Raw genomic sequence first — 26,644 nt, forward strand, 5'->3', positions numbered from 1 at the left:
TTTGGCGGCTTCCTAAGCCAATTTGCACTGCCGGGACGCGCTCATGCAGGCTAATCACCCTGATTTCATGGTTTTCACCGGCAACGCCAATCCGGGCCTTGCTGCAGAAATCGCGCACAACCTCGGCACCTCGCTGGGCGCCGCTCGCGTCGGTCGCTTCTCCGATGGTGAAGTCACCGTCGAGATCAACCAGAACGTCCGGGCGCGCGATGTGTTCGTGGTGCAGTCGACCTGCGCACCGACCAACGAAAACCTGATGGAACTGCTGATCATGGTCGACGCGCTCAAGCGCGCTTCGGCCGAACGCATCAGCGCCGTGATTCCCTATTTCGGCTATGCCCGCCAGGACCGCCGCCCGCGTTCGAGCCGCGTGCCGATCTCGGCCAAGGTCGTGGCCAACCTGCTGGAAACCGTCGGTGTCGAGCGCGTGCTCACGATGGACCTGCACGCCGACCAGATTCAAGGCTTCTTCGACATCCCCGTCGACAACATCTACGCCTCGCCGGTGCTGCTCGGCGACCTGCGCGCCAAGAACTACGAAGACCTGATCGTGGTCTCGCCCGACGTCGGCGGCGTGGTTCGCGCCCGTGCGCTGGCCAAGCAATTGAACTGCGACCTCGCCATCATCGACAAGCGCCGCCCGAAGGCCAACGTCAGCGAAGTCATGAACGTGATCGGCGAGATCGACGGCCGCAACTGCGTGATCATGGACGACATGATCGACACGGCCGGCACGCTGGTCAAAGCAGCCGAAGTGCTGAAAGAGCGCGGCGCCAAGAGCGTCTACGCCTACTGCACGCACCCGATCTTCTCGGGCCCGGCCATCGAGCGCATCACGCAAGGCTCGGCCCTGGACGAAGTGGTCGTGACCAACACCATTCCCCTTTCCGACGGCGCCAATGCCTGCGGAAAGATCCGCCAGCTCTCCGTGGCACCGCTGATCGCCGAAACGATCCAGCGCATTGCCAAGGGCGAGTCGGTGATGAGTTTGTTCTCGGACCAGGACAACCTGTTCTGACCCGAGCCAAAGAGCGGGCTTCTTTTCTGAAGCCTTTTTGAACCGGAGTCGCACTGGTCGCGGTGGACTCTCACAGGAGCTAGTTATGAAATTCGTCGCTTTTGAGCGCGCAAAGCAGGGCACGGGTGCGAGCCGCCGTCTCCGCATCTCGGGCAAGACCCCCGGCATCGTCTACGGTGGTGACACCCAGCCGCAACTGATCGAAATCGATCACAACGCGCTGTGGCACGCCCTGAAGAAGGAAGCCTTCCATTCGAGCGTGCTCGAAATGGAACTGGGCGGCAACGTCAGCAAGGTTCTGCTGCGCGACGTGCAATACCACCCGTTCCGCCAGCTGGTGCAACACATCGACTTCCAGCGCGTCGATGCCAAGACCCGCATGACCCTGAAGGTGCCGCTGCACTTCAAGGGTGAAGAAGAATCCGAAGCCGTCAAGATCGACCTGAACCTGGTCAATCACGTGACGACCGAACTCGAACTGAACTGCCTGCCGACCGACCTGCCGGAGTTCATCGAAGTCGACCTGTCGGGCCTGAAGAAGAACGGCACCGTCACGCTGAAGGACATCAAGCTGCCCAAGGGCGTGAAGTGGGTCAGCCACGGCAAGGTCAACCCGGTGCTGGCTTCGGCCGTGTCGCCGGCGGCTGAAGAAGTCGACGCCCCCGCTGAAGGCGCTGCCGATGCAGCCGCCGCAGCAGCGCCGGCCGGCAAGGGTGGCAAGGCCGCTCCTGCAGCCAAGACCCCCGCTGCCAAGACGCCTGCCAAGAAGTAATTCGCTTTTTCGCATTCGTTGCTGCAGAAGGCCCGCCCCGTGCGGGCCTTCTGCTTTTCCGGCGACGGGATAATCCACGACCATGATCAAGCTGTTTGTCGGCCTCGGAAATCCGGGCCCCGAGTACGAAGCCACGCGGCACAACGCCGGCTTCTGGTGGATCGATGCCCTTGCGCGCGAGTGGAAACTCAATCTCGTGCCCGAGCGCAGCTATCACGGCCTTGCCGCGCGCACCAACATCGGCGGCCAGAGCATCTGGCTGCTGGAACCGCAAACCTTCATGAACCTGTCGGGCAAGTCGGTGGCCGCCCTCGCCCGTTTCTTCAAGATCGCGCCCGAGGAAATCCTCGTGGCGCACGACGAGCTCGACGTGGTCCCGGGCCAGGTCAAGCTCAAGTTCGGCGGCAGCCATGCCGGCCACAACGGGCTGCGCGACATCCACGCGCAACTGGGCACCGGCGACTACTGGCGCCTGCGCCTGGGCATCGGGCATCCCGGCGTGAAGTCGGAGGTCGTCAACTGGGTGCTCAAGAAGCCGCTGAAAGAACAACGTGAAGCCATAGAGGACGCCATCACTCGCACCCTGCACGCGATCCCCGCGCTGGTGGCGGGCGAGATGGAGAAGGCGACCCTGGTCATTCACACGAGCAAACCGCCCCGGCCCAAACCGCCGCGGCGGGAGCCCGGCGACGGGGGCACGCCTGCCGCCACCTAGCCGGCCATCGCAGTGCAGGAGGGAGAGAAATAAAAAATGAGTGAAGAGAAGAAAAGAAGAAAAAGAAGCGGAGCGACGGCAATTGCTATCTTTTCAATAGCAATTTGCATCGCATCCATGGGAGCCTCAGCCCAGAACGCCGCTCAAACCTGGCGTTGCGGAAGCACCTATTCCGACCAGCCCTGTGAAGGCGGCAAGACGGTGAAGGTGAACGACCACCGCAGCGACGAAGACCGCCGAGCCGCCGACGCCGGCACACGCAGCACCCAGACTCAGGCCGATCGCCTCGAACGCAGCCGGCTGTCGCTGGAGAAAGCAGCCTACGACCGCGACCAGCGGGCTGCGCGGGAGGCCAGGAGCGCAGCCCTTGCGGAAAGACGGCTCGCCATGGCTGAGCAAAGGGAGCATGACCGCTCACGCAAGGAGGCCGGCGCGGCTCGCAAATCGAGCATGAGCTTCAGCGGCGGTCAGAACGCGAAGGCAACCGGCGACGCGCCTGAGCGCAAGAAAAAGAAGCGGAAGTCGGCCGACTAAGCGCCGGTCGAAGCAGCCGTCACCTTGATCGCCGTGAGGCGCTGGTACTTCTGCACCAGCGTCTCGCGGCTTTCCACATGCTCTGGATTCAGGGGAATGCAGGCCACCGGGCAGATCTGCACGCACTGCGGCTCATCGAAATGGCCGACGCACTCGGTGCACTTGTGCGGATCGATCTCGTAGAACTCCGCGCCCATGTAAATCGCATCGTTCGGGCACTCGGGCTCGCAGACATCGCAGTTGATGCATTCGTCGGTGATCATGAGGGCCATCCCCCGATTATCGCGGGCCCGGCCGGGCGAGCCGCCTGTGAATGACAAAGGCCACATTCAGGGCACACTTGTTGCAGGAGTCAGTTATGCTGCGCCCCGCCCCATGAGTCTGTTTCTATTCAAGCGCCTCGCCACGCTGATCGGCACGTTGATCGGCGCCTCGGTCATCGTTTTCCTCGTCCTCGAGATCCTGCCCGGCAACGCCGCGCAGATGCTCATGGGCCCCGACGCCTCACCCGAAGCCGTCGCAGCGCTGGCCACCAAGCTCGGCCTCGACCAGCCCGCATGGACACGCTACTGGCACTGGATAGGCGGCCTGCTCACCGGCAACCTCGGCGACAGCTACGCCTACAGCTCGCCGGTCCTCGACCTGATCCTGGAGCGCCTCGCGCTCACCGTGCCGCTCGCCATGCTGGCGATGGCCCTCACCGTCGTGATTGCACTGCTCGTCGGCGTTACGGCCGCTGCCCGCCACAACAAGCTCGGCGACGTCGGCCTGATGGGCATGGCGCAAGTCGGCATCGCGATCCCGAATTTCTGGTTCGCCATCCTGCTGATCCTCGTGTTCTCGGTGCAGCTGCAGTGGTTCTCCGCTGGCGGCTTCGAGGGATGGGGCGAAGGCATCTTCGCGGGCATCAAGTCGCTGCTGCTGCCGGCGCTGTCTCTCGCCGTCGTTCAAGCCGCGATCCTCGCGCGCATCACGCGCTCGGCCGTGCTCGAAGTGATGCGCGAAGACTTCGTGCGCACCGCGCGCGCCAAGGGTGTCTCGCAGCGCGCGGTGCTGTGGACCCACGTGCTGCGCAACGCCATGATCCCCGTCATCACCGTGATGGGCATGCAGTTCTCCGAGCTGCTGGCCGGCACCATCGTGGTGGAGAACGTGTTCTACCTGCCGGGCCTGGGCCGGCTGATCTTCCAGGCCATCAGCAACCGCGACCTGATCGTGGTGCGCAACTGCGTGATGCTGCTGGCGGCCATGGTGGTCATCGTGAACTTCGTGGTCGACGTGCTGTATGCCGTGATCGACCCGCGCATCAAGGCCAGCGACATATGAACGCGATCACAGCTCCGAGCGCTGCTGCGCTCAAGGTCCCCGGCTTCTGGCGCCGCGCGTTGCACCACCGCAGCTTCGTGCTGGGCGGCGCGCTGACGCTGCTCCTGCTGCTCGCCGCTGCCGTTTCGCTGGTCTGGACACCCTGGTCGCCCTACGACATGGACATGGCCAACAAGCTGAAGCCGCCGACGGGCGCGCACTGGCTGGGCACCGACACCTACGGGCGCGATGTGGCCTCGCTGCTGCTGGTCGGCGCGCGTGCATCAATTCTCGTGGGCGTGATCGCGGTCGGCATCGGCCTCGTGGTCGGCACCGCGCTGGGCCTGCTGGCGGCGGCGAAGCGCGGCTGGGTCGAGGAAGCCATCATGCGGCTCACCGACTTCTCGCTCGCCTTCCCTGCGATCCTCTCGGCCATCATGATGACCGCCGTGTTCGGCGCCGGCATCGTCAACGCGATCATCGCGATCGGCATCTACAACATCCCGACCTTCGCGCGCATCACGCGCGCTTCTGCCAACGCGATCTGGTCGCGCGAGTACGTCGCCGCCGCACGCGCCTGCGGCAAGGGCCCGTTCGCGATCACGATGCAGCATGTGCTGCCCAATATCTCGGCCGTGCTGATCGTGCAGATCACGATCCGCTTCGCCATCGCCATCCTGGCCGAAGCCGCTCTCTCCTACCTGGGCCTGGGCACTCAGCCACCGCAACCCTCGTGGGGTCGCATGCTCAGCGAGGCGCAGACGATGATGTTCCAGTCGCCCCTGCTGGCCGTCTTCCCCGGCATGGCCATCGCACTCGCGGTGCTGGGCCTGAACCTGCTCGGCGACGGCTTGCGCGACCTGCTCGATCCGCGGCTGGCACGCGCAAGGTAAGCAAGATGCCCCTGCTCGAAGTCAAAGACCTGCACATCGAACTGCAGACGCAGCGCGGCCCCGCCGAGGCTGTGCGCGGCATCGGCTTCACGCTGGAGCGCGGCGAAACGCTGGGCATCGTTGGCGAATCGGGCTGCGGCAAGTCGATCACCGTGATGTCGCTGATGGGCCTGCTGCCCTCGACCGCGAAGGTCACGGGCAGCATCCGTTTCGACGACACCGAGCTCATCGGCCGCGACGAGAAAGCCATGTGCCAGATTCGAGGCAACCGCATCGGCATGATCTTCCAGGAGCCGATGACGGCGCTGAACCCGGTTCACACCATCGCGCGCCAGGTCGGTGAACCGCTGCGGCTGCACCGCGGTCTCTCGAAGGCCGACGCTCGCAAGGAAGTGCTCGCGCTGCTCGACCGCGTGGGCATTCCCGATGCAGCCTCGCGCCTCGACGCCTATCCGCACCAGTTCTCCGGCGGCCAGCGCCAGCGCATCGGCATCGCGATGGCGCTCGCCTGCGGGCCCGACCTGCTGATTGCCGACGAGCCGACGACAGCGCTCGACGTCACCATCCAGAAGCAGATCCTCGAACTGATCCAGAGCCTCGTGGCCGAGCGCGGCATGGCGCTGATCCTGATCTCGCACGACCTCGGCGTGATCGCGCAGACGGTCTCGAAGATGCTGGTGATGTATGGCGGCAGCGTGGTCGAGAGTGGCCCAACGGAGGCGGTGTTCGCGCGCCGCGCCCATCCCTACACGCAGGGCCTGTTCGCCGCGCGTCCCGCCATCGGGGCACCGCGCGGCCTGCGGCTGGTCACCATCAAGGGCAGCGTGCCCGAGCTGGTCGACCTGCCGAAGGGCTGCCCCTTCGCGGGCCGGTGCAGCTACACCGTCGAGGCCTGCAAAACCACCCGGCCGCCAGCCACGATGCTGCCGCAGGATCACGCGGTGCGTTGCATCCGGCTCGAAGAGATCGCCACGGAAGGGGCCATCGCACCATGAGCACGGCCACCACTCCACCGCTGCTGCAGGTCACCGATCTCGTACGCCACTACGCATTGCCGCGCGAAAAGCTCTTCGGCCCGCCACCCACCGTGAAGGCGCTCAACGGCGTGAGCTTCGAGGTGCAGGCCGGCAAGAGCGTGGGCATCGTCGGCGAATCGGGCTCGGGCAAGTCGACCATCGCTCGCCTCGTGATGGCGCTCGACACGCCCACCTCGGGCAGCGTGCGCCTCGAAGGTCGCGATCTGCATGCGCTGCCCAAGGCCGAACTGCGCACCGCGCGGCGCGACTTCCAGATGGTGTTCCAGGACCCCTACGGCTCGCTCGACCCGCGCCAGACCGTGGCGCGCATCGTCGCCGAACCGCTCGAAGCGCTGGCCGAAACCAGCCGCGCCGTGCAGCGCGAACGCGCTTCCGAAGCATTGGCAGCGGTCGGCCTGCGCACCACCGACATGGACAAGTACCCGCACGAGTTCTCGGGCGGACAGCGCCAGCGCATCGCCATCGCACGCGCCCTCATCACGCGCCCCAAGCTCATCGTCGCCGACGAGCCGGTGAGTGCGCTCGACGTATCCGTGCAGGCCCAGGTGCTCAACCTCATGCAGGACCTGCAACAGCAGTTCGGCATCAGCTACCTGCTCATCAGCCACGACCTCGCGGTGGTCAACCACCTGTGTGACGAGGTCTGCGTGGTGTGGAAAGGCAAGATCGTCGAGCAGGGTCCGCCCGCCGAGCTCTTCCATCACGCCCAGCACGAGTACACGCGCACGCTGCTCGATGCAGTGCCGCGCACGCCCGCGGGCGGCACGCTGCTGCCGGCCTGACACCGAAGCGTCGCCCGCAGTCTCTAGGATGAGTGGGTCATAAGCATCTGGTTGCGCTGGCGCCCTGCTCTCGCGGATGATGCTTGCCCCCCTGTTCCGAGGACACCGCTTCATGCTCAAACGACGCACCCTGCTCGCCACCGGCGCCGCAGCCCTGACACCGCTGGCCCTGCCGACCATCGCGCTGGCGCAGAGAAAAAAAGATTCGCTGGTGCTCGGCCTCACGCTGGAGCCCACGGGCCTCGACCCCACGGCCAAGGCAGGTGCCGAGATCGCCGAGGTGGTTCTCTACACCGTCTTCGAAACCCTCACCAAGATCAACTCCGACGGCAGCGTCACGCCGCTGCTGGCCGACAGCTGGGAGGTGTCGCCCGACCTGAAGACCGTCACCTTCAAGCTCAAGCGTGGCGTGAAGTTCCAGAACGGCGAACCCTTCAACGCGCAGAGCGTCAAGTTCTCGTTCGACCGCGCGGCCGCGGCCAACAGCACCAACAAGGACAAGCGCACCTTCACCAACATCGCGACGCAGGCGGTCGACGAGCACACGGTGGTGCTCATCACGAAGGAGATCGAGCCCGACCTGCTGTTCCTGCTGGGCCAGGCCTCGGCAATCCAGGTCGAGCCCAAGACCGTAGAGACCAACGCCACCAAGCCGGTCGGCACCGGACCCTACAGGCTCGACAGCTGGTCCAAGGGCTCGGGCATCGTGCTCGCCAAGTGGGACGGCTGGCGCAATGCCGACACGGTGCAGATCCGCAAGGCCAGCTTCCGCTTCATCTCCGAGCCGGCCGCGCAGACCACCGCGCTGCTCTCGGGCGACATCGACCTGTTTCCGCATGCCTCGGTGTCGCGCAGCCTGCCGCAGTTCCAGAACGACAAGCGCTTCCAGGTGGTGTTCAACGCCTCGCGCGGCAAGACCATCCTGGCCATCAACAACAAGCGCAAGCCGCTGGACGACGTGCGCGTGCGCCGCGCGATTTCCGCGGCCATCGACCGCAAGGCGGTGATCGAAGCCGCCGTCGACGGCCGGGGCGTGCCCATCGGCAGCCACTACGTGCCGGGCGCGCCGGGATACATCGACACCACCGGCATCAACCCCTACAACGTCGAGAAGGCCAGGCAGCTGCTGGCCGAAGCCGGCGTGAAGACGCCGCTCGAACTCGAGCTCGTGCTGCCGCCCCCGCCCTATGCACGCCAGGGCGGCGAGCTGATCGCCGCGCAACTCGCCAAGGTGGGCATCGTCGCGAAGATCCAGAACGTCGAATGGGCGCAATGGATCAGCGGCACCTACGGCAACAAGAACTACGACCTCTCGCTGATCCTGCACGTCGAGCCCTTCGACCTGGTGAACTACACCAAGCCCGAGTACTACTGGGGCTACCAGTCGGCCAGGTTCAACGAGGTCTTCGACAAGGCGCGCAACGCCGCGCGCACCTCCGACCGCCTGCGCTACCTTGGCGACGCGCAGCGGCTGCTGGCGGAAGACGCGGCCAACGTCTTCCTGTACCAGCCGCAGTTCATTACCGTGGCGGCGCGCAACCTGCGCGGGCTGTGGAAGGACACGCCGATCTTCGTGAACGACATCGCGGCCCTGTCCTGGGGCTGACCCGGCTCTCTCGCCTACGGGAACGTCCCGAGGAAAAACCGCCCCGCGGGCCGCGCACCGGCTCGCCCCCTGCGAGAGAATGACCGGCTGCGCACGTGGCATCTTTCGTGCTGCGTGTCGTGTCTTTCGCGGCGTCGCGCCTCCCTTCGGGGCATGGCGCACGCCGGAGCAGTCGTCATTCGAACCTGGCTTGTTGTCTATCCGGAGATCACACGTATGTTGAACCGTCGCACCCTTCTCACCACCGCCGGCGCCACCGTTGCGCTGGCCACCCCGCTCGCCGGCATGGCGCAGGGCCGGAAGGACGCCATCGTGATCGGCATGGCGCTCGAACCGCCGGGGCTCGACCCGACCACCGGCGCCGCCGCCGCCATCGCCGAGGTGGTGCACTACAACATCCTCGAGACGCTCACCAAGATCAACGCCGACGGCAGCGTCACGCCGCTGCTGGCCGAGAGCTGGGAAATCTCGCCCGACCTGAAGACCTACACCTTCAAGCTGCGGCGCGGCGTGAAGTACCAGAACGGCGAGCCCTTCAACGCGGCCACCGTGAAGTTCTCGTTCGACCGCGCAGGCGGCGAGAAGAGCACCAACAAGGACAAGCGCACCTTCGCCAACCTCGCGACCCAGGTGGTGGACGACTACACCGTCGTCATCATCAACAAGGAGATCGACCCCGACCTGCCCTTCGTGCTGGGCCAGGCCACGGCCGTGATCGTCGAGCCCAAGAGCGCCGATGGCAACGCCACCAAGCCGGTCGGCACCGGCCCCTACAAGCTCGACAGCTGGGCCAAGGGCTCGTCGATCACGCTGAGCAAGTGGGAAGGCTTTCGCAGCCCCGCCACCGCGAAGATCAACAAGGTCACGTTCCGCTTCATCTCCGACACCGCTGCGCAGGCCGCTGCCATGCTCTCGGGCGACGTCGATGTGTTCGCGCGCATCGGCACGCGCGTGGTGCCGCAGTTCAAGGCGAACCCGCAGTTCCAGGTGATCCTGGCGGGCTCGCGCGCCAAGACGATTCTTTCGATCAACAACAAGAAGAAGCCACTCGACGACGTGCGCGTGCGCCGTGCCATTCTTGCCGCCATCGACCGCAAGGCCGTGATCGAAGGCGCGGCCGACGGCTTCGGCGTGCCCATCGGCAGCCACTACGTGCCGGGTGCGGCGGGCTATGTCGACACCACCGGCATCAACCCCTTCGACATCGAGAAGGCCAAGAAGCTGCTGGCCGAAGCCGGCGTGAAGACGCCGCTCGAACTCACCATGACGCTGCCGCCGCCGCCGTATGCCCGCCAGGGCGGCGAAGTGATCGTGGCCCAGCTCGCCAAGATCGGCATCGTCGTGAAGGTGCAGAACGTGGAATGGGCCCAATGGCTCAGCGGCACCTACGGCAACAAGGACTACGACCTGTCGATCGTCTCGCACGTGGAGCCCTTCGACCTCGGCAACTACGCCAAGTCGGACTACTACTGGGGCTACCAGTCGAAGGCCTTCAACACGCTGTTCGACAAGATCAAGTCCACGGCCAGCGCCACCGAGCGCAACAAGCTGCTCGGCGACGCGCAGAAACTGCTGGCCACCGACGCTGCCAACGGCTTCCTGTACCAGCCGCAGTTCCCGACCGTCGCAAAGAAGAACGTCAAGGGCATCTGGAAGGACAACCCGATCTTCGTGAACGACCTGTCGGCGCTGTCGTGGGGTTGAACGACCTGTCCGCACAGGAGCTTGCCGCGGCCTACCGCGACCGCAAGCTCTCGCCGGTGGAGGTCACGCAGGCCGTGATCGCGCAGATCGAGCGCTGGGAGCCGCACCTGCAGGCCACCTGGCTCTTCAGGCCCGAGGCCGCGCTCGAGCAGGCGCGCGCTTCGGAAGCGCGCTGGCAGCGCGGCGATGCGCTCGGCCCGCTCGACGGCGTGCCGGCCACCATCAAGGAAAACATCGCGACGCGCGGTGATCCGATGCCGGCCGGCACCGCCGCCGTCGACCTGAAGCCCGCGGCTGCCGATGCGCCACCGGCCGCACGCTTGAAAGAAGCGGGCGCGGTGATCGTGAGCAAGACGACGATGCCGGACTACGGCATGTTGTCTTCGGGCCTGTCGAGCTTTCACACGCTGGCGCGCAATCCGTGGGACCTGCGCCTGACGCCGGGCGGCTCCAGTGCGGGTGCAGGTGCTGCGGCCGCCGCCGGCTATGGCCCGCTGCATCTGGGCACCGACATCGGCGGCTCGCTGCGCTTGCCCGCGAGCTGGTGCGGCATCTTCACGCTCAAGCCGAGCCTCGGGCGCATTCCGATCGATCCACCATACATGGGCCGTGCCGCAGGGCCGATGACGCGTACCGTGGGCGACGCGGCTCTACTGATGCAGGCGCTGTCGAAGCCCGATGCGCGCGACAGCATGAGCCTGCCGCCGCAGGACATCGACTGGGCCGGCTTCGACGTATCACCCGACCATCTGCGCGGCTTGCGCATCGGCCTGCTGCTCGACGCGGGCTGCGGACTGGCGGTGGAGCCTGAAATCCAGGCAGCGGTCGAACACGCGGCACGCCTGCTGGAGAAGGCCGGCGCCATCATCGAACCGATGCAGCCTTTCATGTCGCAGGCGATGCTCGACGGCATGGACCATCTGTGGCGCATGCGCTCGCTGGTGGACATGAAGGGCCTGCGAGCCGACCAGCGCTCGAAGGTGCTGCCCTACATCCGTGAATGGGCCGAGAGCGCGGCGGAGTTCAGCGGCGAGCACGTATTCCGCAGCTTCAGCCAGTTCCATGCGACGCGCGTGGCGGCGGTGAGCGCCTGCGCGCGCTTCGACTACGTCATCTCGCCGGTGTCGCCGAACATGCCCGCAGCGGCGGAGGCGCCTTCGCCCACGAATGATCCCTTGAGGCCACTGGAGCACATCGGGTTCACGGTGCCGTTCAACATGTCGGAGCAGCCGGCGGCTTCGGTCAACTGCGGGTACTCGGCGGGTGGATTGCCGATCGGTCTTCAGATTGCCGGGCAGCGTTTCGACGACCTCGGGGTGCTGCGCGTTTCGCGTGCGTTCGAGCAGATTCGGGAGCCTCAGCGGCCCTGGCCTGTTGCGCCTTAACTCTGGTGTTGTTCGGGGAGCGATCACGCCGACGGGAGACATTCGCGCAGGGGAGTACCCGGTGCCATTCGCACGCACCCCGGAGAACAGCAAGCTCAAGTCGCCGCATACCTCCCAGGCTTGTGGTTGATCCAGAGAAAAAGCCCCATCACCACCGCAGCCAGCACCGACCACCCCACACGCTGCGGCGGAATCACGAACAACGCGAGCAACACCACCGTGCAGTCGATCCCGATCTGCACCTTGCCAGCCGGCCAGCCGCGCTTTTCCTGCAGGTACAGCGTCAACACCGTCGCACCACCCAGGCTCGCGCGGTGGCGGGCGAGGAACAGACAGCCAGTGCCCAGCAGCAAGCCACCGAGCACGGCCGCAAAAGCCGGGTGCAGTGAATCAATCGACAGGTAGCGCGGCGCCCAGTCGGTCATCAGCGAGAGCAACGCAATGGCCGAGAAAGTCTTGATCGTGAACGCCCGCCCCATGTGGCGCCATGCGAACCAGTAGAACGGCAGGTTGACCAGGAAGAACAGCTTTCCAAAGCTCACGCCAGTTGCGTAGTGCAACAGAAACGCGACGCCGGCCGTACCGCCCGTGAGCAAGCCCGCCTGGCCGAACAGCATCATGGCAATGGCGACGAACAAGGTGCCCGAAAAGATCGCCTGCGCGTCATCGAAACGGGAATGGCGCAGCCATTCCGGTGGGGTGGTGGGAGGTGGCGCATCCATGGCAGACGTGACGCAAATCCCGCGCCACCCCGGGCCGGACTCACACCAGATGGGTGGCCAGCAGCTCCCGGGCCCGGGTCACGAACGCCGTTTCTCCCCTGCGACCGGGCAAGAACTCGAAGGCGACACGCGGCAGCGCCGGCAATCCGTGGGGGGTGGCCAGCCGCGCCACGCCGTCGCTGATGGCCGATTCGTTGAGGCAGGCCACGCCCAGCCCCGCAGCCAGCGCCGACTGCAGCCCCGCCACGCCCGAGGCCACGTGCGCCAGCGCGTAGGGCACCCGCCGGCGCCGCAGCAGCGCCACGGTGAACTGGTGCAGCGAACAGGTGTCCGGCAAGGCCAGCAGCCGCACCGGCTCGCCACGCACGAGCCGCATGCCCGCCGCGCCCAGCCACACCAGCGATTCGCGCCGGATCACCGACGCCCGGGGCTGCGCGGCGGAAACGCCGGCGATGTTCATCGCCACGCCCACATCGAAATCTCCGCGCGCATATGCAGCGCGCAGATCGTCGCTCTTCAGGATGGTGACGTGCAGCCGCACTTGCGGATAACTCTCGCCGAGCCGCCCCAGCAGGCGCGTCAGGTCCCCGGGCCGGAAGTAGTCGGTGACGGCGAGGCGCAGCTCGCCCTGCAGCGTCTCGCCATGCAGGTCGCGAAACGCCTCGTCGCTCAGCGACAGGATGCGCCGCGCATAGCCCAGCAGCCGCACGCCCGCCTCGGTGGGTGAAACGCCCGCCTTGCTGCGGGTGAGCAGCGACTGCCCGGCCCGCTCTTCCAGCTTGCGGATCTGCTCGCTGACCGACGACTGCGAAAGAAAGACGCGCGGCGCGGCGGCCGTCAGGCTGCCTGCGTCGACGACCGCCGCCAGCGTGCGCAGCTGCTCCAGATCAAAGCCTTGCATGACTGACCCATCCGTTAATCCGATGGAATCCATCATATCTTCCCGCTTTTCCGATTGATAGGGAGTTCCCACAATCACCCCATCGACCACTCATTCACCCAGGAGTCCACCATGCCCCACATCGTCGTCCACCTCTCCGGCCAACCCGACGCCGCCCTCACCCGCAAGACCGTCGACACGGTCGCCGAGCTCACCCAGAGCGTGCTCGGCAAGCAATTGCCGGTGATCGCCATCACTGTGCAGTACATCGCCGCCGACGCCTGGTTCATCGGCGGCCAGACACTGGCCTCGCTCGGCAAGTCGGCGTTCCATCTCGACATCAGCATCACCGACGAGACCAACACCAAGGCCGAGAAGGCGCGCTACCTGCGCGAGGTGCACGCGGCCATGGCGAAGATCCGGCCGGACCTGCACGAGGTGTCGTACATCCACGTGATCGACGCGCGCGGCGCGGCCTACGGCTACGGCGGCAAGACGCAGGAGTACCGCCACCAGCAGGCCGGTGTCTGAGTCGTTGAAGCATCTCCGGGGGCATGGCACCATGCCGCCATGCCCTCCGGAAAACCGCTCGCCGACAGCCTCGGCAACCCGCTCACCCTCGACGACCCCGCCAGCCTGCCGCTGGTCGACGACTTCGTCATGGGGTTCATCTCGACAGAGGCTCGCGCCGTCAACCTGATCGCCGTGGCCGGCACCGATGCGAGCCCCATCGTGCAGGCGTACTGCGCGACGCTGCACCTGTTCGCCGAATCGCGCGAGGCCGTGGCCAACGCCCGTCCTTTTCTCGACAAGGCCCGCGCCGGCGCCGCTCGCGCGACGCCGCGCGAGCAGCGCTACATCGCGGCCGTCGAGGCCTGGGCCGAGGGCGACATCGCCCGCGCGATCGCACTGCATGCCGAGCAGGCCCGCGAACATCCGCGCGACCTGGTGTCGGTCAAGCTCGGCCAGTACCACTGCTTCAACACCGGCGACTGCCCGGGCATGCTGCGGCTGGCACTCGCGGTGCTGCCGCATGCGGCCGACGTGCCCTACGTGCACGGCATGGCGGCCTTCGGCTACGAGCAGTGCCACCTGATGCGCGAGGCCGAGGCGAGCGCACGCCGCGCCATCGCCATGTGCCGCAAGGAGCCGTGGGCGCACCATGCGCTGGCGCACGTGATGCTCACCGAGGGCCGGCTCGCCGAAGGGCTGGCGTTCATGCAGAGCGTGAGCGACACCTGGACCGGCCTCAACTCGTTCATGGTCACGCACAACTGGTGGCACATGGCGCTGTTCCTCATCGACCTGGGTCGCGATGCCGAAGCGCTCGCGGTGTACGACGAGCATGCCTGGGGCGTGGTGAAGGACTACTCGCAGGACCAGATCGGCGCCGTCTCGCTGCTCGCACGGCTGGAGCTCGCGGGCATCGACGTGGGCAGGCGCTGGGAGGACGTGGCCGGCTACCTTCGGCAGCGCCAGGCCGACCACGTGCTGCCCTTTCTCGACCTGCAGTACCTCTACGGCCTGGCGCGCGCCGGGCGCCCCGAGGCGGAGGTTCTGCTGTGCAACATAGTGGCCTTCGCGCCGAACGCGCCGGCGTCGACGCGCGCGGCATGGCAGCGCGTGTGCGTGCCGGCCGCGCACGGACTGGTGGCGCATGCGCGCAGCGATCTCGCAGCAGCCATCGAAGGGCTCGGCACTGCCCTGCCGCGCATGATCGAGATCGGCGGCAGCCACGCGCAGCGCGACCTGTTCGAGCAGGTGTATCTCGATGCGCTGGTGCGCAGCGGTACGGAGGCTTCGCTGTCCGCTGCCCAGGGCATCCTCCAGCAACAGCTCAATGGCCAGCCCGAGTCGCTGCGCCTGCGCCGGCAGACGGCGGTGGTGTACGAGCGCCTCGGCCTCGGGCAGCTTGCGACGCACGCCTGAGCGCATCTGCGAGCACCGCCCGGCAGCCCATGCCTTCAGGTCATGGGGCATGGTGCAAAAGGAATTGGCGATGACCCGGAGGCGGCTCCTAAACTGGCCGCTCCCTATCGACAAGAAGCCTTCAAGGCCCCATCGCCCATGCGCAAGTCTCTCGTCACGCTGGCCGTTCTCTCGGCCCTCGCACCCTTCGCACCCCCCCTGCATGCCGCCGACGGAACGCCCGTCGCGCTCGACCTGCTGCTGCGCGGCGGCACCGTCTACACGGGCGACTCCGACACGCCGGTGGTGGGCGATGTCGGCATCGCGGGCGACCGCATCGTGTTCGCGGGCAAGGCGGCGCCAGCGCAGTTCACGGCAAGGCGCGTCATCGACGCCACGGGCATGGTGGTGGCACCGGGCTTCATCGACGCCCACACGCATGCGGATGCCGACCTGCACTCGAACGATCCGAAGAAGCGGCTGAACATCCCGTTCATCACGCAGGGCGTGACCACCGCGGTAATCGGCAACGACGGCTTCGGCGGCTTCGACATCGCGGCGCAGGCGCAGAAGCTGCGTGCCGCGCCGGTGGGCACCAACGTGGCCATGTACGTGGGCTTCGGCCCGGTGCGCATGAGCGAGTTGGGCGAAGCCAACCGGGCACCGACGCCCGAGCAGCTCGAGGCGATGAAGAAGCGCGTGAGCCAGGGCATGTGCGAAGGCGCGCTTGGCCTTTCGACCGGGCTCTTCTACACGCCGCAGAACTTCTCGAAAACCGAGGAGGTCATCGAGCTCGCGAAGGTGGCGGCGCGGCACGGCGGCCTGTACGACAGCCACATCCGCGACGAGTCCATGTACAACATCGGCCTCAAGGGCTCCATCGACGAGGCGATCCGCATCGGCCACGAGGCGAAGCTGCCGGTGCACGTGGCGCACATCAAGGCGCTGGGCGTGGACGTGCAGGGCCAGAGCGGCGACATCATCAAGCGCATCGAGAAGGAACGCGCGGGCGGGCTGGACATCACGGCCGACCACTATCCGTGGACCGCGTCGAGCACGCGCTTCTCGGCCGCGCTGCTGCCGCCCTGGGCCAACGAGGGTGGCCGTGCGGCGACGCTGCAGCGCTTCGACGATGCCTCGCAGCAGGAGCGCCTGCGCAAGGACATGCGCGAGAACCTGCGGCTGCGCGGCGGCCCCGAGGCCATCCTGTTCTCGGCGGGCAGCACGAAGTACGTGGGCAAGACGCTGGCCGACGTGGCCAAGGCATCGAACGCCGATCCGGTGGAAGCCGCCATCGCGGTGCTGCGCGACGGCGACCTGATGATCGCCTCGTTCAACCAGAGCGACGACGACGTGCGCGCCTTCATGAAGCGGCCGTGGGTCATGACCTCGTCCGACTCGTCGCTGGGCCATCCGCGCGCCTACGGCACCTTCGCGCGCAAGTACGACCAGTACGTGGTGAAGGAGCACACGATCTCGCTGGCGCAGTTCATCCGCAGCAGCTCGTCGCTCACGGCCGACACGCTGGGGCTGAAGCAGCGCGGGCACCTGCGCCCGGGCTACTACGCCGACGTGGTGGTGTTCGATCCGGCGCGCTATGCGGCGAAAGCCACCTACACGCAGCCGACGCTGCTGTCGGAAGGCGTGAGCACGGTGCTGGTGAACGGGCAGCTCGCCGTCGACGGCGGCAAGCCCACAGGCGTTGGCGCCGGCCAGCCGCTGCTGCGCAAGCCCAAGGCGGGCAGCTGCGGCTGAGGTCGAGGGCCCTTCCTCAATCCTTGTTCTTCAGGTGCCGCGTCTGGTCGTAGGTCGGCTGCGGCGGCAGGTCGGCCAGGTGCCGCGTGTCGGCCCACTCGACGATCTCGATGTCGTCGGGCCGGGCCGCGTCGGCGATGCGGATGCGGTTGAAGCCCGCGTTGGGAATGTCGCTCTGGCGCGGCCCGCTCAGGCTCAGGCCCCTGGCAGTGCGCCACACCATGTCGAGCACGCCGCCGTGGGTGACGACGATCAGGTGCTGCCCCTTGTGCGCGGCGGCGATGCTGCCCAGCGCCGCGATGATGCGCGTGTGGAATTCGCGCGCCGTCTCGCCTTCGGGCATGGCGTGGTCTTCGCGAAACTCCAGCCACTCTTCCCAGGCGCGCGGATGCAGGCTCTGGATTTCGTCGGAGCGCATGCCCTCGACCACGCCGAAGAACTGCTCGCGCAGCCCCGCAGAAGTGACCACCGGCAGCGACAGCTGCGACGCCGCGGGCGCTGCGGTCTGCTGCGCCCGCATGAGGTCGCTGCTGAGAATGTGCTGCACGACTGTCTCGCCGGCCAGCCGCAGGCCGAGGCGGCGGGCCTGCTCATGGCCGATGTCGTTGAGCGGAACATCGGCGTGCCCCTGAAAGCGCAATTCGCGGTTCCAGGCGGTTTCGCCGTGGCGGATGAGGATCAGGTCGGTGGTGGTGTCGGGCTTGGGCGTTGGCATTGACGCCCATTTTCCACCGTGCGCGTGACGCTCGGGCTTTTGTGGCCCGCAAGCTGTTGCTCGATCGCCACCGAGCCTAGAGCCGTACCGGCGACGGCGTGAGCAGCGCCAGCACCCACGCGATGATGAAGCCGCCGACGATGGCGCAGACCACCACAACCGCGGTGTACGCAATGGCCTTGTCGGGCGGGCACTTCATGAGCACCGGCAGGCCGGTGTAGAGCAGGTACACACCGTACAGCGCCGCCAGCGCACCAAGGACCGACAGCGAAGGCAGCAGGCTGAAGATGCCGCCTACAAAGGCTGCGGTGCTGGCATAGGCCGACAGCTTGAGCGCGCCGATCTGGCTCCTGGTGCCCTCGAAGGTCGGCGCCATTGCGTCGATGATGAGTGCGAGCACGAACACCATCACCAGCGACAGCACGTAGCCCACGACCATGTTCGCGAGCCCCGAGACGATCGGCACGCGAAAGCTCACACCGAAGGCGCCGATGCCGATCAGCGACAGGCCGATGAAGCTCGCCACCGCCGGGATCAGCGCGAGGATCATCACGTAGTTCTTGTAGAGCGAGGCAGCATCAGCCTGCTCCGAGTCGATCTCGGGCCAGGTGGCCTTGGGCTTGAGCAGGATGGACTGCACGCGTTCAACCAGGTTCATTGAGAGTCCTCGGCATGGGTCTCAAAAGTATGCCGAGGTCGCTCCCGGATGACTGCTGGCCAGGAAGCCTATGCCATGCGCCATGCCGCGACGCTGGTTGCCGCATTCGCGCAAAATCCGTCTCCATGCCCAATCTCATCCTGCTACCCGGCCTCGCCTGCGACGAGCGCATCTGGGAAGCCCAATTGCCCGCCCTTCCCCCCGCCTTCGGTGCCCGCGTGAGCGACGTCCAGCGGCACAACGACACCATCGAGGGCATGGCCGCAGCCGTGCTGCGCGACAACGAGGGGTCGCTGATTCTGTGCGGCGCCTCGATGGGCGGCATGGTCGCCATGGAGGCGGCCCGCCAGGCGCCCGGGCGCATTGCCGGGCTCGCGCTGCTCGGCACCAGCGCACGGCCCGAGACGCCCGACATGTTCACGCTGCGCGAGGGCGCCATCGAATACTTCGAGCGAGGCGAAGTGCGCGACGTGATCGAGCCGAACGTCTACTTCGCCTTTCACCCCACGCAGGCGGCCGACCCGGTGATGGTCCAGCGCTATCTCGACATCGTGCTGGGCGCGGGCGCAGAGCAGCTCATCCGCCAGAACCGCGCGGTGATGCGGCGGCCCGATGCGCGGCTGCACCTCGCGTCGCTGCGCGCACCGGTGCTGCTGGTGTGCGGCGACGAAGACCGGCTCGCGCCGCCCGAGTGCACGAGCGAAATGGCGGCGCTGCTGCCGCAGGCGCAAGTCGTGTGGGTGCCCGAATGCGGCCACATGCTGACGATGGAAAAGCCCGAGCTCGTCAACGCCGCGCTCAACGGCTGGCTGGCGAAGCACTTCCCGGCTGCCGCCTGAACGCGCTGGCCGGCCACCTCAGTGCAGCTGGCCGCCGGTTTCGGCAACGTCGCGCTTCACCTCGAGCGCGGTCGTCACGGCGATACGCAAGGCCTTGACCATCGTTTCAAGCGACATGCTCGGCGCACCCGGAAAGCGCGCTGCCTGCTCCGGCAGGTAGGGAATATGGATGAAGCCGCCGCGTTGCCCCGGCACCGGATGCGTCGCGATGCGGTGCATCAGGCCGTAGAAGATGTGGTTGCAGACGAAGGTGCCCGCGCTGTTCGACACCGAGGCCGGCACGCCGGCCGCGCGCAGGTCACGCACCATGGCCTTGATCGGCAGCGTCGAGAAATACGCGGCGGGAGCCCCTGGCATCACGGGCACGTCGATGGGCTCACGGCCCTTGTTGTCGGCCGTGCGGGCATCGTCGATGTTGATGGCGATGCGCTCCGGCGTGAACTCCGCACGCCCACCGGCCTGGCCGATGCACAGCACCAGCTGCGGCTGAATCTCGTCCATCGCGCGGACGAGCACGTCGATGGCATCGCCGAAGACACAGGGCACCTGGCGTGCATGCACCGTCGCGCGGCCGACCTTCCAGCCGTCGAGTGCGCGAACGGCGTCCCACGAGGGATTGACCGTCTCCAGCTCGAAAGGATCGAATCCGGTCAGCAGGACGTTGATGGGCTTTGCTGCCACGGCACGGCCCGTTGCGTGTTCAGGTTGTCCGTCAGGCCATGGCCTGGACGGCAATGCCTTCCTGCTGCAGCCGCTCTCGGATGCGGCGCGCAAAGGCCAGCGCGTGGGCGCCGTCGCCATGCAGGCACACGGTCTGCGCGTTGACGGGCACGACGCTGCCGTCGATGGCGGTCACGCGGTGGTCGCGCACCAGCGAGAGCGTCTGCGCGATCGACTGCTCTTCGCTCTCGATCAGCGCGCCGGGCTGACTGCGCGGCACGAGGCTGCCATCGGGCATGTAGCCGCGGTCGGCGAACACCTCTTCGACCGGCGCAAGGCCGGCGCGACGGGCCGCGTCGATCATGTTGCTGCCCGCAAGGCCGAAGAACTTGAGCGAAGGGTCGAAGCGGCGCACCGCCTCGCACAGCGCGTCCGCCAGCTCGGGCTCCTTCACGGCCTGGTTGTAGAGCTGGCCATGCGCCTTCACGTGCGAGAGCTTGCCGCCCTCGGCCTTCACGATGGCCGCCAGCGCACCCACCTGGTAGAGCACGTTGGCCACGATCTCGTCGGGCGGCAGGTGCATGGTGCTGCGGCCGAAGTTCTCGCGGTCCGGAAAGCTGGGATGCGCGCCGATGGCCACGCCGTTCTGTATCGCCCAGCGCACGCACTGCTGCATGGTCTTCGCGTCACCCGCGTGCCAGCCGCAGGCGATGTTGGCGGAGCTGACGAGTGCGAGCAGGGCTTCGTCGCTGCCGGCGCCTTCGCCGAGGTCGGCATTGAGGTCGATTTGCATGGTGGGGCTTCCTTTTGCGCGAGTTTCGCGGAGTCTATGCCGGGCTCGGCCAGCCTGCAGCAGCCAGCCCTTGCGCCACCTGCGACAGGTAGCGCTGCTGGTCGGCCCATGCGGCCAGCGCCTGCGGCTGGTCGACCTGCACGAGGCGCAGCCTGCCGTTGAGCGGCGCCTGCGCAAGCTTCCAGAGATCGGCGCGAATGACCACGCCGATGCGCGGATAGCCGCCGGTGGTCTGCGCGTCGCCCATCAGGATGATCGGCTGACCCGAGGGCGGCACCTGGATCGTGCCGGGGATCACGCCCGACGAGAGCATGTCGCCGCCGCGCTTGCGCTTGAGCTCGGCGCCCGCGAGCCGGCTGCCCATGCGGTTGCTCTGCGGCGTGATGCGCCAGCGCTCGCCCCACAGTTGCTCGCGCGCGGCCAGCGTGAACAGTTCGAACTCGGGGCCGGGCAGCACGCGCAGGGCGATGGCGCCGTCGTCTTCGTTGGGGCCCCAATCGGGACCGCGCAGGCCGAAGGCTCGGCGTTCGCGCTGCGCTGCGTTCAGCGGCGAAGTACCCGTCGGCAGCCGGTCGCCCTTGCGCAGCGCACGGCCTTCATGCCCACCGAAGCCGGCCTTGAGGTCGGTGCTGCGCGAACCGAGGATCTGCGGCACGTCAATGCCGCCCGCCACCGCCAGCCAGCTGCGCAGGCCGACCTTCTTCACGCCAGGTGCATTGGCGCCCGCGAGCCTGAGCGTCTGGCCGGCCGCGACCGGCACGCTCCAGCAGGGCCACAGCGGCACGCCGTCGAGGCTGGCGCTGAAGTCGTCGCCGGTGAGGGCGATGCGCGTGTCGGCTTCGAACTGCAGCTCGCAGCCGCCCATCGTGAGTTCGAGGCCCGCCGCGCCATCGGCGTTGCCCACGAGCCGGTTGGCCAGCGTGAGCGCCAGCACGTCGAGCGCACCGCCCGGGCAGATGCCGAGCTGCCGATGGCCGTGCCGGCCCAGGTCCTGCACCGACGCGAGCACGCCGGGTTTGCGGATGACGATCATGTCTGCACGCTCTCTGCGACGAAGCGCACGCGGTCACCGGGACGCAAGAGCGTCGGCGATTCGGCCGTAGGGTCGAACAGCTCGAGCGAGGTGCGGCCGATCAGCTGCCAGCCGCCCGGCGACACCAGCGGGTAGATGCCGGTCTGCTCGCCTCCGATGCCGACCGAGCGCGCGGGCACCGCTGTGCGCGGCTCGGCGCGGCGGGGCGTGGCGAGTTCGGGCGGCAGGCCGCCCATGAAGGCGAAGCCCGGCAGGAAGCCCAGCAGGTAGACGATGTATTCACCGGCGCTGTGGCGCCGCACCACCTCGGCAGGCGTGAGGCCGGTGTGGGCGGCGACATCGGCCAGGTCCGGCCCGTGCTCGCCGCCGTAGGCCACCGGAATCTCGACCAGCCGGCCCGCCACGCCACCAGTCGGCAGCTTCGGCCATGCCTCGAGAACGTACGCAGTGAGCGCGTCGAGGTCGATCGCGGTCGGATCGAAAGTGAGCGTGAGGTTGTTCATGCCCGGCAGCGTTTCGCCGACGCCGGGCCATTGCCGGGCGCGCTCCGCAAGGGCCCAGATGCGCTGCTGCTGCGCCAGCGTGGCCGGCGCGGGCAACTCGCAGAGCAGCGCTGCATCGCCCAGAAGATGCAGTCGGGGCGGCGGGGTGCCGCTCATCGCGGCTTATTCACGGCCGAGGCTGCGGACTTTGGCCGCCAGCTGCTGCTCCACGTTGGGAGAGACGAACTTGTGGACCTCGCCGCCGAGCATGGCGATCTCGCGCACGAAAGTGCTGGAGATGAACTGGTACTTGTCGCTGGGGGTCAGGAACACGGTCTCGACATCGGGCATCAGCGAGCGGTTCATGCCCGCGAGCTGGAACTCGTAGTCGAAGTCGGTCACGGCGCGCAGGCCGCGCACCATGGCCTTGCCGCCACGCGCGACGACGAAGTCGCGCAGCAGGCCCGAGAAGCTCTCGACGGTGACCTGGTCGCTGTAGGGCTTGACGGCCTCGCGAGCCATGTCCATGCGCTCTGACAGCGTGAACAGCGCCTTCTTGTGGTGGCCCGCCGCGACGGCGACGATCACCTTGGAGAAGAGCTGGGTGGCACGGCGCACCACGTCCTCGTGGCCGAGGGTGATGGGGTCGAATGTGCCGGGGTAAACCGCGATGACGTTGCTGGCCATGGTTGCTTCTTCCTCATGCTGCCGGTGCGGCTTGTTCGGCGGATTATGCAGTCCCCTCGGCAGCCAGCCGCAACAGATGGGCGTGCACGGCGCCGGCCTTCAGGTAACGGAAACCGACAAGGCCGAAGGCGGCCAGTTCTTCGTCGCTCCAACGGCGCGGCGCTTCGAGGTACACCGAGCCGCCGGCACGCAGCGCGCGCGCGGCGGCGCGCAGGGCCGGTTCGTAGAGGGCTGTGCTGTCGAAGGGCGGGTCGAGGAACACGGCATCGAGGCTGCCGGCGGACGCGCGTTCGAGGGCTGTGACGCCGTTGCCGCGCTCGATGCGCACAGCCTCGGCGCTCAGCTTGGTCTTGGCGGCCTGGAGTTGCGCGACCAGCGCTGCGTCCTGCTCGCACAGCAGCACGTTCGCCGCGCCGCGCGAGGCGGCCTCGAAGCCGAGCGCTCCGGTGCCCGCGAAGGCATCGACGCACTGCCATCCCGGCAGTTCACCGCCACCGGCGCCGGCCAGGCTGGCGAGCCAGTTGAACAGGGTTTCGCGTACGCGGTCGGGTGTGGGGCGCAGGCCGGGTTTGTCGGCCACGGCGAGGCGGGTGCGCTTCCATTCGCCGCCGATGATGCGCACCTCGCTGGGCTTCGACGGGCGCTTGGGCTTGGGTGCGGCGGGACGGGAGGCGGGGGCGGCTTTCTGGGGCATGCGGCGAGCTTAACGCCGCCGCATGCGCACCCTCATAGGACCTTCAGAGCCCTGCAAGCGCTCGCTGTGCCAGCATGGCGGCCAGCAGAAGCATGGTGCCGCCAATGAGCGCATCGAGCATCTGCCAGGCCCGCGGCCGCGCGAACACCGGTGCGAGCAGCCGCGCGCCGAAGCCCAGCGAGGTGAACCACAGCGCGCTCGCCGTGGCGGCGCCCGCCACGAACCAGACTTTGAGCAGCCCCGCGTACTGCGCGCCCGCGCTGCCCACGAGCAGCACCGTGTCGAGGTAGACGTGCGGATTCAGCAGAGTGAAGCCGGCCGCCTGCGCCACCACGGCCACGCGCGACAGTGAAACGCCCTGCGCTGTGGTCTGCAGCGCGGCGGGCTGCCGCGAGCGCCACAGCGCCTTGAGCCCGTAGCCGCAGAGAAAGACCGCACCGAGCCCCGCGAGCACGGTGGCCAGCATCGGCCGCCCCTGCAGCGCCTGCGCCATGCCGGCGACACCGGCGCCGATCAGCACCGCGTCGCTGGCTGCGCAGAACAGTACCACCGCACCCACGTGTTCCCGGCGCAATCCCTGGCGCAGCACATAGGCGTTCTGCGCGCCGATGGCGACGATGAGGACCAGGCTCATGAAGAGCCCGTTGGCGAAGGCAGTGGTGACGTGTACGGCTTGCATGCTTCGAGGATGCCGCCCGCCCAGGATTAACTCAAACTAAACTTTCTTAATCCGATTCAGTTTTACTTCATCACCATGCTCGACTACGCCGCGCTGAACGCCCTTGCCGCCGTCGTACGCGAGGGCAGCTTCGAACGCGCCGCCCGCGCGCTGCACGTCACGCCCTCTGCGGTGTCGCAGCGCATCAGGCAGCTCGAAGAGCGCACCGGCGGCGCGCTGCTGGTGCGCGGCCAGCCCTGCGTCGCAACGGAGGCTGGGCTGCAACTGTGCCGGCACGTCGAGCGCGTGGGCATGCTGGAGCACGAACTGCGCGAGGCCCTGCCTGCCCTCGGCATGGGCGGCGACGAAGCGGGTGGCGAGCGCGTCACGGTGCGGGTGGCCGTCAACGCAGACAGCCTCGCAACCTGGTTCGTGGCCGCCGCCGCAGCCTTCGCCACGCAGGAACAGGCCGCGCTGCTCGACCTCACGGTGGACGACCAGGACCATACGGCCGAACGGCTGCGCAGCGGCGCGGTGTTTGCGGCGGTCACCGCGCTGGCGCAACCGGTGGCGGGGTGCAACAGCGAGGCGCTGGGCACGATGCACTACGTGGCGGCCGCGAGCCCCGCGTTCGTGCGCGAACATTTCTCCAAGGGCTTGGGCGCCCGCACGCTGGCGGACGCCCCGAGCCTGGTGTTCGACCGCAAGGACCGGCTGCAGACGCGCTGGGTGCGGCGCATCTGCCACCGCAATGTCGAGACGCCGCGGCACTGGATTCCCTCGCCCAACGCATTCGTCGAGGCGGCGTGCGCGGGCATGGGCTGGGGCATGCACCCGGCCAGCATGGTGGCCGGTGCAATCAAAGACGGCAGGCTGGTGGAGCTGGTGCCCGGCTCGACGCTGCCGGTGCCGCTCTACTGGCAGCAGGCGCGGGCGGCGCCGCGGCTGCTCGAACGGCTTGGGGCGGCGGTGCGGGCTGCCGCCAGCAGCGGCCCGCACGCCCTGGTGGTGTGACCGCCGCTCAGGGCTGCGCCTTGGCGGTCGTCCTGGCTTCCTTGCCGCCCACCACCACCGTCACCATGCGCTCGGGCTGCAGCTTGCGCTGGAAGGCCGCCTTGACGTCGGCCGCCGTAACCGCGTTCATGCGCGCGGTCCAGGTGTCGAGGTAATCCAGCGGCAGGTCGTGCCAGGCGATGTTGGCAACGTTGCCGATCAGCTTGCGGTTGCTGTCCAGCAGCAGAGGAAAGCCGCCGATCAGGTTGTCCTTCGCGGCCTTCAGTTCGCTGGCGGTCGGGCCTTCAGCCACGAACTTTGCGAGCACTTCGCGCGACATCTTCACCGCCTCTTCGGCCTGGTCGGGCCGGGTCTGGAAGCCGACGCGAAAGGCGCCCGCCTCGAGCCCCGGCGCGAAGCCACTGTAGATGCTGTAGGTCAGGCCGCGCTTCTCGCGCACCTCGTTCATCAGGCGCGAGACGAACCCGCCGCCGCCGAGCACGTAGTTGCCGAGCGTGAGCGCGAAGTGGTCCGGGTCCTTGCGCGGATAGCCGGGCTGGCCGATGAAGACGTGGGCCTGCGCCGAGTCGAAGGAAATGCGCTCGTCCTTCGGCGCGGTGAGCGCGGCCACTGGTGCAACGGCAGGCAGCGGCGTGCAAGCCTCGGGGCCGGGCAGGCGCGACAGCAGCGTGGTCGCGATCGTCTCGGCCTCGGCGCGCGTCACGGCGCCCACGATGCTGAGCTTGGCGCGGCACGGCACGATCAGCTGCTGGTAGCGCTGGCGCATGGCGGCGGTGTCGATGCGCGCGAGCGTTTCTTCTGTCACCTCCTGGCCGTAGGGGTGCACGCCGTACACGGCTTGCGCGAAGGCGCGGCCCGCAACGGTCGCGGGCTTGGTGTTGGCCTCCTTGATGGCCGCGTTGATGCGTTCGCGCTCGCGCAGCCACACGTCGTCGGGGAAGGCCGGCTCGCCGATCTCGCGCGATGCCAGCGCCACCGCCTTGTTCAGCAACGCCGGATCGGACAGGGTGCGCAGCGAATAGCTGGTGCGATCGGTGCCGGCGCTCACGTCGAAACTGGCGCCCAGATCGGCCCAGGCTTCGCCCAGGGCGTTCTGGTCGAGCGCCGGCTCGCCACCCTTGCCGGCGCGTACGCCCTTCTCGACCATGGTCGCGGTGGTGCTGGCCAGGCCGGCCTGCGGTGCGGGGTCGCGGCGGCTGCCGGCGTCGAAGTCGATCTGCACGTCGACGATCGGCAGCGCGTTGGTCGACACGAGGTAGATTTTTGCGCCGTTGGCCAGCGTCCACTGCTGGATGGGCAGCGCAGCCTGCGCGCTGGTGATGCCCACGATGGCGGTGACGCCCGCGAGCAGGGCGCACTGGGCGATCTTCTTGAGAGTTTTCATGGAACGGGACC

General features: G+C 67.7%; 29 protein-coding genes. 16 read left to right on the forward strand and 13 right to left on the reverse strand.

Annotated elements, in window-relative coordinates:
- Positions 1-43: 43 nt before the first annotated feature.
- The 4 genes from ACTG4X_RS29095 (at position 44) to ACTG4X_RS29110 (ending at position 3,039) form a co-directional block, all read left to right on the forward strand.
- Positions 44-1,018 carry a ribose-phosphate pyrophosphokinase gene (locus ACTG4X_RS29095; RefSeq protein ID WP_081269883.1) on the forward strand — a complete coding sequence of 325 codons (975 nt, stop codon included), beginning with the start codon at positions 44-46 and terminating at the stop codon, positions 1,016-1,018.
- An 85-nt stretch (positions 1,019-1,103) separates the two neighbouring features.
- The gene (locus ACTG4X_RS29100) at positions 1,104-1,790 is read left to right on the forward strand and encodes a 50S ribosomal protein L25/general stress protein Ctc (protein ID WP_093059712.1); all 687 of its coding nucleotides are present in this window, start codon (positions 1,104-1,106) and stop codon (positions 1,788-1,790) included.
- A gap of 82 nt (positions 1,791-1,872) precedes the next feature.
- Positions 1,873-2,505 (forward strand): aminoacyl-tRNA hydrolase, encoded by a 633-nt coding sequence (gene pth, locus ACTG4X_RS29105; RefSeq protein WP_093179300.1) that lies wholly within the window; start codon positions 1,873-1,875, stop codon positions 2,503-2,505.
- Positions 2,506-2,541: 36 nt separating this feature from the next.
- Positions 2,542-3,039 carry a hypothetical protein gene (locus ACTG4X_RS29110; protein ID WP_097198090.1) on the forward strand — a complete coding sequence of 166 codons (498 nt, stop codon included), beginning with the start codon at positions 2,542-2,544 and terminating at the stop codon, positions 3,037-3,039.
- On the opposite strand, the gene ACTG4X_RS29115 is transcribed toward ACTG4X_RS29110, so the two are convergent.
- A complete protein-coding gene (locus ACTG4X_RS29115) occupies positions 3,036-3,311 on the reverse strand; it encodes a YfhL family 4Fe-4S dicluster ferredoxin (protein WP_097198089.1) in 276 nt (91 codons plus the stop codon). The two genes, ACTG4X_RS29110 and ACTG4X_RS29115, sit on opposite strands and share 4 nt — an antisense overlap.
- 103 nt (positions 3,312-3,414) lie before the next feature.
- Here ACTG4X_RS29115 and ACTG4X_RS29120 point away from each other — a divergent pair, with 103 nt between their 5' ends.
- The 7 genes from ACTG4X_RS29120 to ACTG4X_RS29150 all read left to right on the forward strand — a co-directional run bounded on the left by ACTG4X_RS29120 (position 3,415) and on the right by ACTG4X_RS29150 (position 11,751).
- Complete coding sequence (locus ACTG4X_RS29120; protein WP_093179297.1) at positions 3,415-4,365, forward strand: ABC transporter permease; 951 nt, start codon at positions 3,415-3,417, stop codon at positions 4,363-4,365.
- A complete protein-coding gene (locus ACTG4X_RS29125) occupies positions 4,362-5,237 on the forward strand; it encodes an ABC transporter permease (RefSeq protein ID WP_093079464.1) in 876 nt (291 codons plus the stop codon). The genes ACTG4X_RS29120 and ACTG4X_RS29125 overlap by 4 nt, the downstream gene beginning before the upstream one ends.
- Positions 5,238-5,242: 5 nt before the next feature.
- The gene (locus tag ACTG4X_RS29130) at positions 5,243-6,232 is read left to right on the forward strand and encodes an ABC transporter ATP-binding protein (protein WP_097198088.1); all 990 of its coding nucleotides are present in this window, start codon (positions 5,243-5,245) and stop codon (positions 6,230-6,232) included.
- Positions 6,229-7,056 (forward strand): ATP-binding cassette domain-containing protein, encoded by an 828-nt coding sequence (locus ACTG4X_RS29135; protein ID WP_097198087.1) that lies wholly within the window; start codon positions 6,229-6,231, stop codon positions 7,054-7,056. Before ACTG4X_RS29130 ends, ACTG4X_RS29135 begins: the two co-directional genes overlap by 4 nt.
- Before the next feature lie 112 nt (positions 7,057-7,168).
- Entirely contained in the window at positions 7,169-8,662 is a 1,494-nt protein-coding gene (locus ACTG4X_RS29140; RefSeq protein WP_093059884.1) for an ABC transporter substrate-binding protein, read from the forward strand.
- A 216-nt stretch (positions 8,663-8,878) separates the two neighbouring features.
- Positions 8,879-10,366, forward strand: a complete 1,488-nt coding sequence (locus ACTG4X_RS29145) for an ABC transporter substrate-binding protein (RefSeq protein ID WP_093059886.1) — start codon at positions 8,879-8,881, stop codon at positions 10,364-10,366.
- Positions 10,357-11,751 (forward strand): amidase, encoded by a 1,395-nt coding sequence (locus ACTG4X_RS29150; protein WP_097198086.1) that lies wholly within the window; start codon positions 10,357-10,359, stop codon positions 11,749-11,751. The genes ACTG4X_RS29145 and ACTG4X_RS29150 overlap by 10 nt, the downstream gene beginning before the upstream one ends.
- A gap of 95 nt (positions 11,752-11,846) precedes the next feature.
- On the opposite strand, the gene ACTG4X_RS29155 is transcribed toward ACTG4X_RS29150, so the two are convergent.
- Complete coding sequence (locus ACTG4X_RS29155; protein ID WP_093059890.1) at positions 11,847-12,473, reverse strand: YitT family protein; 627 nt, start codon at positions 12,471-12,473, stop codon at positions 11,847-11,849.
- Positions 12,474-12,513: 40 nt separating this feature from the next.
- A complete protein-coding gene (locus ACTG4X_RS29160) occupies positions 12,514-13,374 on the reverse strand; it encodes a LysR family transcriptional regulator (RefSeq protein ID WP_093059892.1) in 861 nt (286 codons plus the stop codon).
- 111 nt (positions 13,375-13,485) lie between these two features.
- Between ACTG4X_RS29160 and ACTG4X_RS29165 the strand changes: the two genes are divergently transcribed.
- The 3 genes from ACTG4X_RS29165 to ACTG4X_RS29175 all read left to right on the forward strand — a co-directional run bounded on the left by ACTG4X_RS29165 (position 13,486) and on the right by ACTG4X_RS29175 (position 17,016).
- Positions 13,486-13,884 (forward strand): tautomerase family protein, encoded by a 399-nt coding sequence (locus tag ACTG4X_RS29165; RefSeq protein ID WP_093059894.1) that lies wholly within the window; start codon positions 13,486-13,488, stop codon positions 13,882-13,884.
- A gap of 39 nt (positions 13,885-13,923) precedes the next feature.
- Positions 13,924-15,282 carry a tetratricopeptide repeat protein gene (locus ACTG4X_RS29170; RefSeq protein ID WP_440532576.1) on the forward strand — a complete coding sequence of 453 codons (1,359 nt, stop codon included), beginning with the start codon at positions 13,924-13,926 and terminating at the stop codon, positions 15,280-15,282.
- A 138-nt stretch (positions 15,283-15,420) separates the two neighbouring features.
- Entirely contained in the window at positions 15,421-17,016 is a 1,596-nt protein-coding gene (locus ACTG4X_RS29175) for an N-acyl-D-amino-acid deacylase family protein (RefSeq protein ID WP_440532577.1), read from the forward strand.
- 16 nt (positions 17,017-17,032) lie between these two features.
- Here ACTG4X_RS29175 and ACTG4X_RS29180 read toward each other — a convergent pair whose 3' ends face one another.
- Together ACTG4X_RS29180 and ACTG4X_RS29185 are read right to left on the reverse strand one after the other, a co-directional pair.
- Complete coding sequence (locus ACTG4X_RS29180) at positions 17,033-17,731, reverse strand: histidine phosphatase family protein (RefSeq protein ID WP_093059900.1); 699 nt, start codon at positions 17,729-17,731, stop codon at positions 17,033-17,035.
- 76 nt (positions 17,732-17,807) lie between these two features.
- Entirely contained in the window at positions 17,808-18,389 is a 582-nt protein-coding gene (locus ACTG4X_RS29185) for a Yip1 family protein (RefSeq protein ID WP_093177570.1), read from the reverse strand.
- 125 nt (positions 18,390-18,514) lie between these two features.
- On the opposite strand from ACTG4X_RS29185, the gene ACTG4X_RS29190 reads away from it, so the two are divergent.
- On the forward strand, positions 18,515-19,228 hold the full coding sequence (locus ACTG4X_RS29190) for an alpha/beta fold hydrolase (protein ID WP_440532578.1): 714 nt from the start codon (positions 18,515-18,517) through the stop codon (positions 19,226-19,228).
- An 18-nt stretch (positions 19,229-19,246) separates the two neighbouring features.
- Here ACTG4X_RS29190 and pcp read toward each other — a convergent pair whose 3' ends face one another.
- From pcp to ACTG4X_RS29225, 7 genes are read right to left on the reverse strand one after another with little or no spacing between them, the layout of a single operon-like run.
- Complete coding sequence (pcp, locus tag ACTG4X_RS29195) at positions 19,247-19,909, reverse strand: pyroglutamyl-peptidase I (RefSeq protein ID WP_440532579.1); 663 nt, start codon at positions 19,907-19,909, stop codon at positions 19,247-19,249.
- Between the two features lie 31 nt (positions 19,910-19,940).
- Positions 19,941-20,681 (reverse strand): 5-oxoprolinase subunit PxpA, encoded by a 741-nt coding sequence (pxpA, locus tag ACTG4X_RS29200; RefSeq protein ID WP_093059908.1) that lies wholly within the window; start codon positions 20,679-20,681, stop codon positions 19,941-19,943.
- A 34-nt stretch (positions 20,682-20,715) separates the two neighbouring features.
- Positions 20,716-21,714, reverse strand: coding sequence for a biotin-dependent carboxyltransferase family protein (locus ACTG4X_RS29205; protein ID WP_440532580.1), 999 nt, complete (start codon positions 21,712-21,714; stop codon positions 20,716-20,718).
- A complete protein-coding gene (gene pxpB, locus ACTG4X_RS29210; RefSeq protein WP_093079491.1) occupies positions 21,711-22,373 on the reverse strand; it encodes a 5-oxoprolinase subunit PxpB in 663 nt (220 codons plus the stop codon). Before pxpB ends, ACTG4X_RS29205 begins: the two co-directional genes overlap by 4 nt.
- 6 nt (positions 22,374-22,379) lie before the next feature.
- A complete protein-coding gene (coaD, locus tag ACTG4X_RS29215) occupies positions 22,380-22,883 on the reverse strand; it encodes a pantetheine-phosphate adenylyltransferase (protein WP_081269908.1) in 504 nt (167 codons plus the stop codon).
- A 43-nt stretch (positions 22,884-22,926) separates the two neighbouring features.
- Entirely contained in the window at positions 22,927-23,577 is a 651-nt protein-coding gene (locus tag ACTG4X_RS29220) for an RsmD family RNA methyltransferase (RefSeq protein WP_440532581.1), read from the reverse strand.
- A 43-nt stretch (positions 23,578-23,620) separates the two neighbouring features.
- Positions 23,621-24,256 carry a LysE/ArgO family amino acid transporter gene (locus ACTG4X_RS29225; protein WP_440532582.1) on the reverse strand — a complete coding sequence of 212 codons (636 nt, stop codon included), beginning with the start codon at positions 24,254-24,256 and terminating at the stop codon, positions 23,621-23,623.
- Between the two features lie 75 nt (positions 24,257-24,331).
- Here ACTG4X_RS29225 and ACTG4X_RS29230 point away from each other — a divergent pair, with 75 nt between their 5' ends.
- Positions 24,332-25,249: a LysR family transcriptional regulator ArgP gene (locus ACTG4X_RS29230; RefSeq protein ID WP_440532583.1), complete on the forward strand. Its 918-nt coding sequence runs from the start codon at positions 24,332-24,334 to the stop codon at positions 25,247-25,249.
- A gap of 7 nt (positions 25,250-25,256) precedes the next feature.
- Here ACTG4X_RS29230 and ACTG4X_RS29235 read toward each other — a convergent pair whose 3' ends face one another.
- Positions 25,257-26,633 (reverse strand): M16 family metallopeptidase, encoded by a 1,377-nt coding sequence (locus tag ACTG4X_RS29235; RefSeq protein WP_440532584.1) that lies wholly within the window; start codon positions 26,631-26,633, stop codon positions 25,257-25,259.
- Positions 26,634-26,644: the final 11 nt, after the last annotated feature.

Source organism: Variovorax sp. YR566 (assembly GCF_051992195.1).
In the GTDB taxonomy this organism is placed as follows: domain Bacteria; phylum Pseudomonadota; class Gammaproteobacteria; order Burkholderiales; family Burkholderiaceae_C; genus Variovorax.

What these genes read in the sequence shown, in the direction of transcription:
- ACTG4X_RS29120 (WP_093179297.1), top strand. Translation starts at nt 3,415, where the DNA reads ATGAGTCTGTTTCTATTCAAGCGCCTCGCCACGCTGATCGGCACGTTG.
- ACTG4X_RS29135 (WP_097198087.1), top strand. Translation starts at nt 6,229, where the DNA reads ATGAGCACGGCCACCACTCCACCGCTGCTGCAGGTCACCGATCTCGTA.
- ACTG4X_RS29110 (WP_097198090.1), top strand. Translation starts at nt 2,542, where the DNA reads ATGAGTGAAGAGAAGAAAAGAAGAAAAAGAAGCGGAGCGACGGCAATT.
- pxpB (WP_093079491.1), bottom strand. Translation starts at nt 22,373, where the DNA reads ATGAGCGGCACCCCGCCGCCCCGACTGCATCTTCTGGGCGATGCAGCG.
- ACTG4X_RS29170 (WP_440532576.1), top strand. Translation starts at nt 13,924, where the DNA reads ATGCCCTCCGGAAAACCGCTCGCCGACAGCCTCGGCAACCCGCTCACC.
- ACTG4X_RS29180 (WP_093059900.1), bottom strand. Translation starts at nt 17,731, where the DNA reads ATGCCAACGCCCAAGCCCGACACCACCACCGACCTGATCCTCATCCGC.
- ACTG4X_RS29145 (WP_093059886.1), top strand. Translation starts at nt 8,879, where the DNA reads ATGTTGAACCGTCGCACCCTTCTCACCACCGCCGGCGCCACCGTTGCG.
- pth (WP_093179300.1), top strand. Translation starts at nt 1,873, where the DNA reads ATGATCAAGCTGTTTGTCGGCCTCGGAAATCCGGGCCCCGAGTACGAA.
- ACTG4X_RS29115 (WP_097198089.1), bottom strand. Translation starts at nt 3,311, where the DNA reads ATGGCCCTCATGATCACCGACGAATGCATCAACTGCGATGTCTGCGAG.
- coaD (WP_081269908.1), bottom strand. Translation starts at nt 22,883, where the DNA reads ATGGCCAGCAACGTCATCGCGGTTTACCCCGGCACATTCGACCCCATC.
- ACTG4X_RS29190 (WP_440532578.1), top strand. Translation starts at nt 18,515, where the DNA reads ATGCCCAATCTCATCCTGCTACCCGGCCTCGCCTGCGACGAGCGCATC.
- ACTG4X_RS29095 (WP_081269883.1), top strand. Translation starts at nt 44, where the DNA reads ATGCAGGCTAATCACCCTGATTTCATGGTTTTCACCGGCAACGCCAAT.
- ACTG4X_RS29235 (WP_440532584.1), bottom strand. Translation starts at nt 26,633, where the DNA reads ATGAAAACTCTCAAGAAGATCGCCCAGTGCGCCCTGCTCGCGGGCGTC.
- ACTG4X_RS29140 (WP_093059884.1), top strand. Translation starts at nt 7,169, where the DNA reads ATGCTCAAACGACGCACCCTGCTCGCCACCGGCGCCGCAGCCCTGACA.
- ACTG4X_RS29230 (WP_440532583.1), top strand. Translation starts at nt 24,332, where the DNA reads ATGCTCGACTACGCCGCGCTGAACGCCCTTGCCGCCGTCGTACGCGAG.
- ACTG4X_RS29125 (WP_093079464.1), top strand. Translation starts at nt 4,362, where the DNA reads ATGAACGCGATCACAGCTCCGAGCGCTGCTGCGCTCAAGGTCCCCGGC.
- pxpA (WP_093059908.1), bottom strand. Translation starts at nt 20,681, where the DNA reads ATGCAAATCGACCTCAATGCCGACCTCGGCGAAGGCGCCGGCAGCGAC.
- ACTG4X_RS29130 (WP_097198088.1), top strand. Translation starts at nt 5,243, where the DNA reads ATGCCCCTGCTCGAAGTCAAAGACCTGCACATCGAACTGCAGACGCAG.
- ACTG4X_RS29165 (WP_093059894.1), top strand. Translation starts at nt 13,486, where the DNA reads ATGCCCCACATCGTCGTCCACCTCTCCGGCCAACCCGACGCCGCCCTC.
- ACTG4X_RS29225 (WP_440532582.1), bottom strand. Translation starts at nt 24,256, where the DNA reads ATGCAAGCCGTACACGTCACCACTGCCTTCGCCAACGGGCTCTTCATG.
- ACTG4X_RS29160 (WP_093059892.1), bottom strand. Translation starts at nt 13,374, where the DNA reads ATGCAAGGCTTTGATCTGGAGCAGCTGCGCACGCTGGCGGCGGTCGTC.
- ACTG4X_RS29185 (WP_093177570.1), bottom strand. Translation starts at nt 18,389, where the DNA reads ATGAACCTGGTTGAACGCGTGCAGTCCATCCTGCTCAAGCCCAAGGCC.
- ACTG4X_RS29155 (WP_093059890.1), bottom strand. Translation starts at nt 12,473, where the DNA reads ATGGATGCGCCACCTCCCACCACCCCACCGGAATGGCTGCGCCATTCC.
- ACTG4X_RS29205 (WP_440532580.1), bottom strand. Translation starts at nt 21,714, where the DNA reads ATGATCGTCATCCGCAAACCCGGCGTGCTCGCGTCGGTGCAGGACCTG.
- ACTG4X_RS29100 (WP_093059712.1), top strand. Translation starts at nt 1,104, where the DNA reads ATGAAATTCGTCGCTTTTGAGCGCGCAAAGCAGGGCACGGGTGCGAGC.
- ACTG4X_RS29220 (WP_440532581.1), bottom strand. Translation starts at nt 23,577, where the DNA reads ATGCCCCAGAAAGCCGCCCCCGCCTCCCGTCCCGCCGCACCCAAGCCC.
- ACTG4X_RS29175 (WP_440532577.1), top strand. Translation starts at nt 15,421, where the DNA reads ATGCGCAAGTCTCTCGTCACGCTGGCCGTTCTCTCGGCCCTCGCACCC.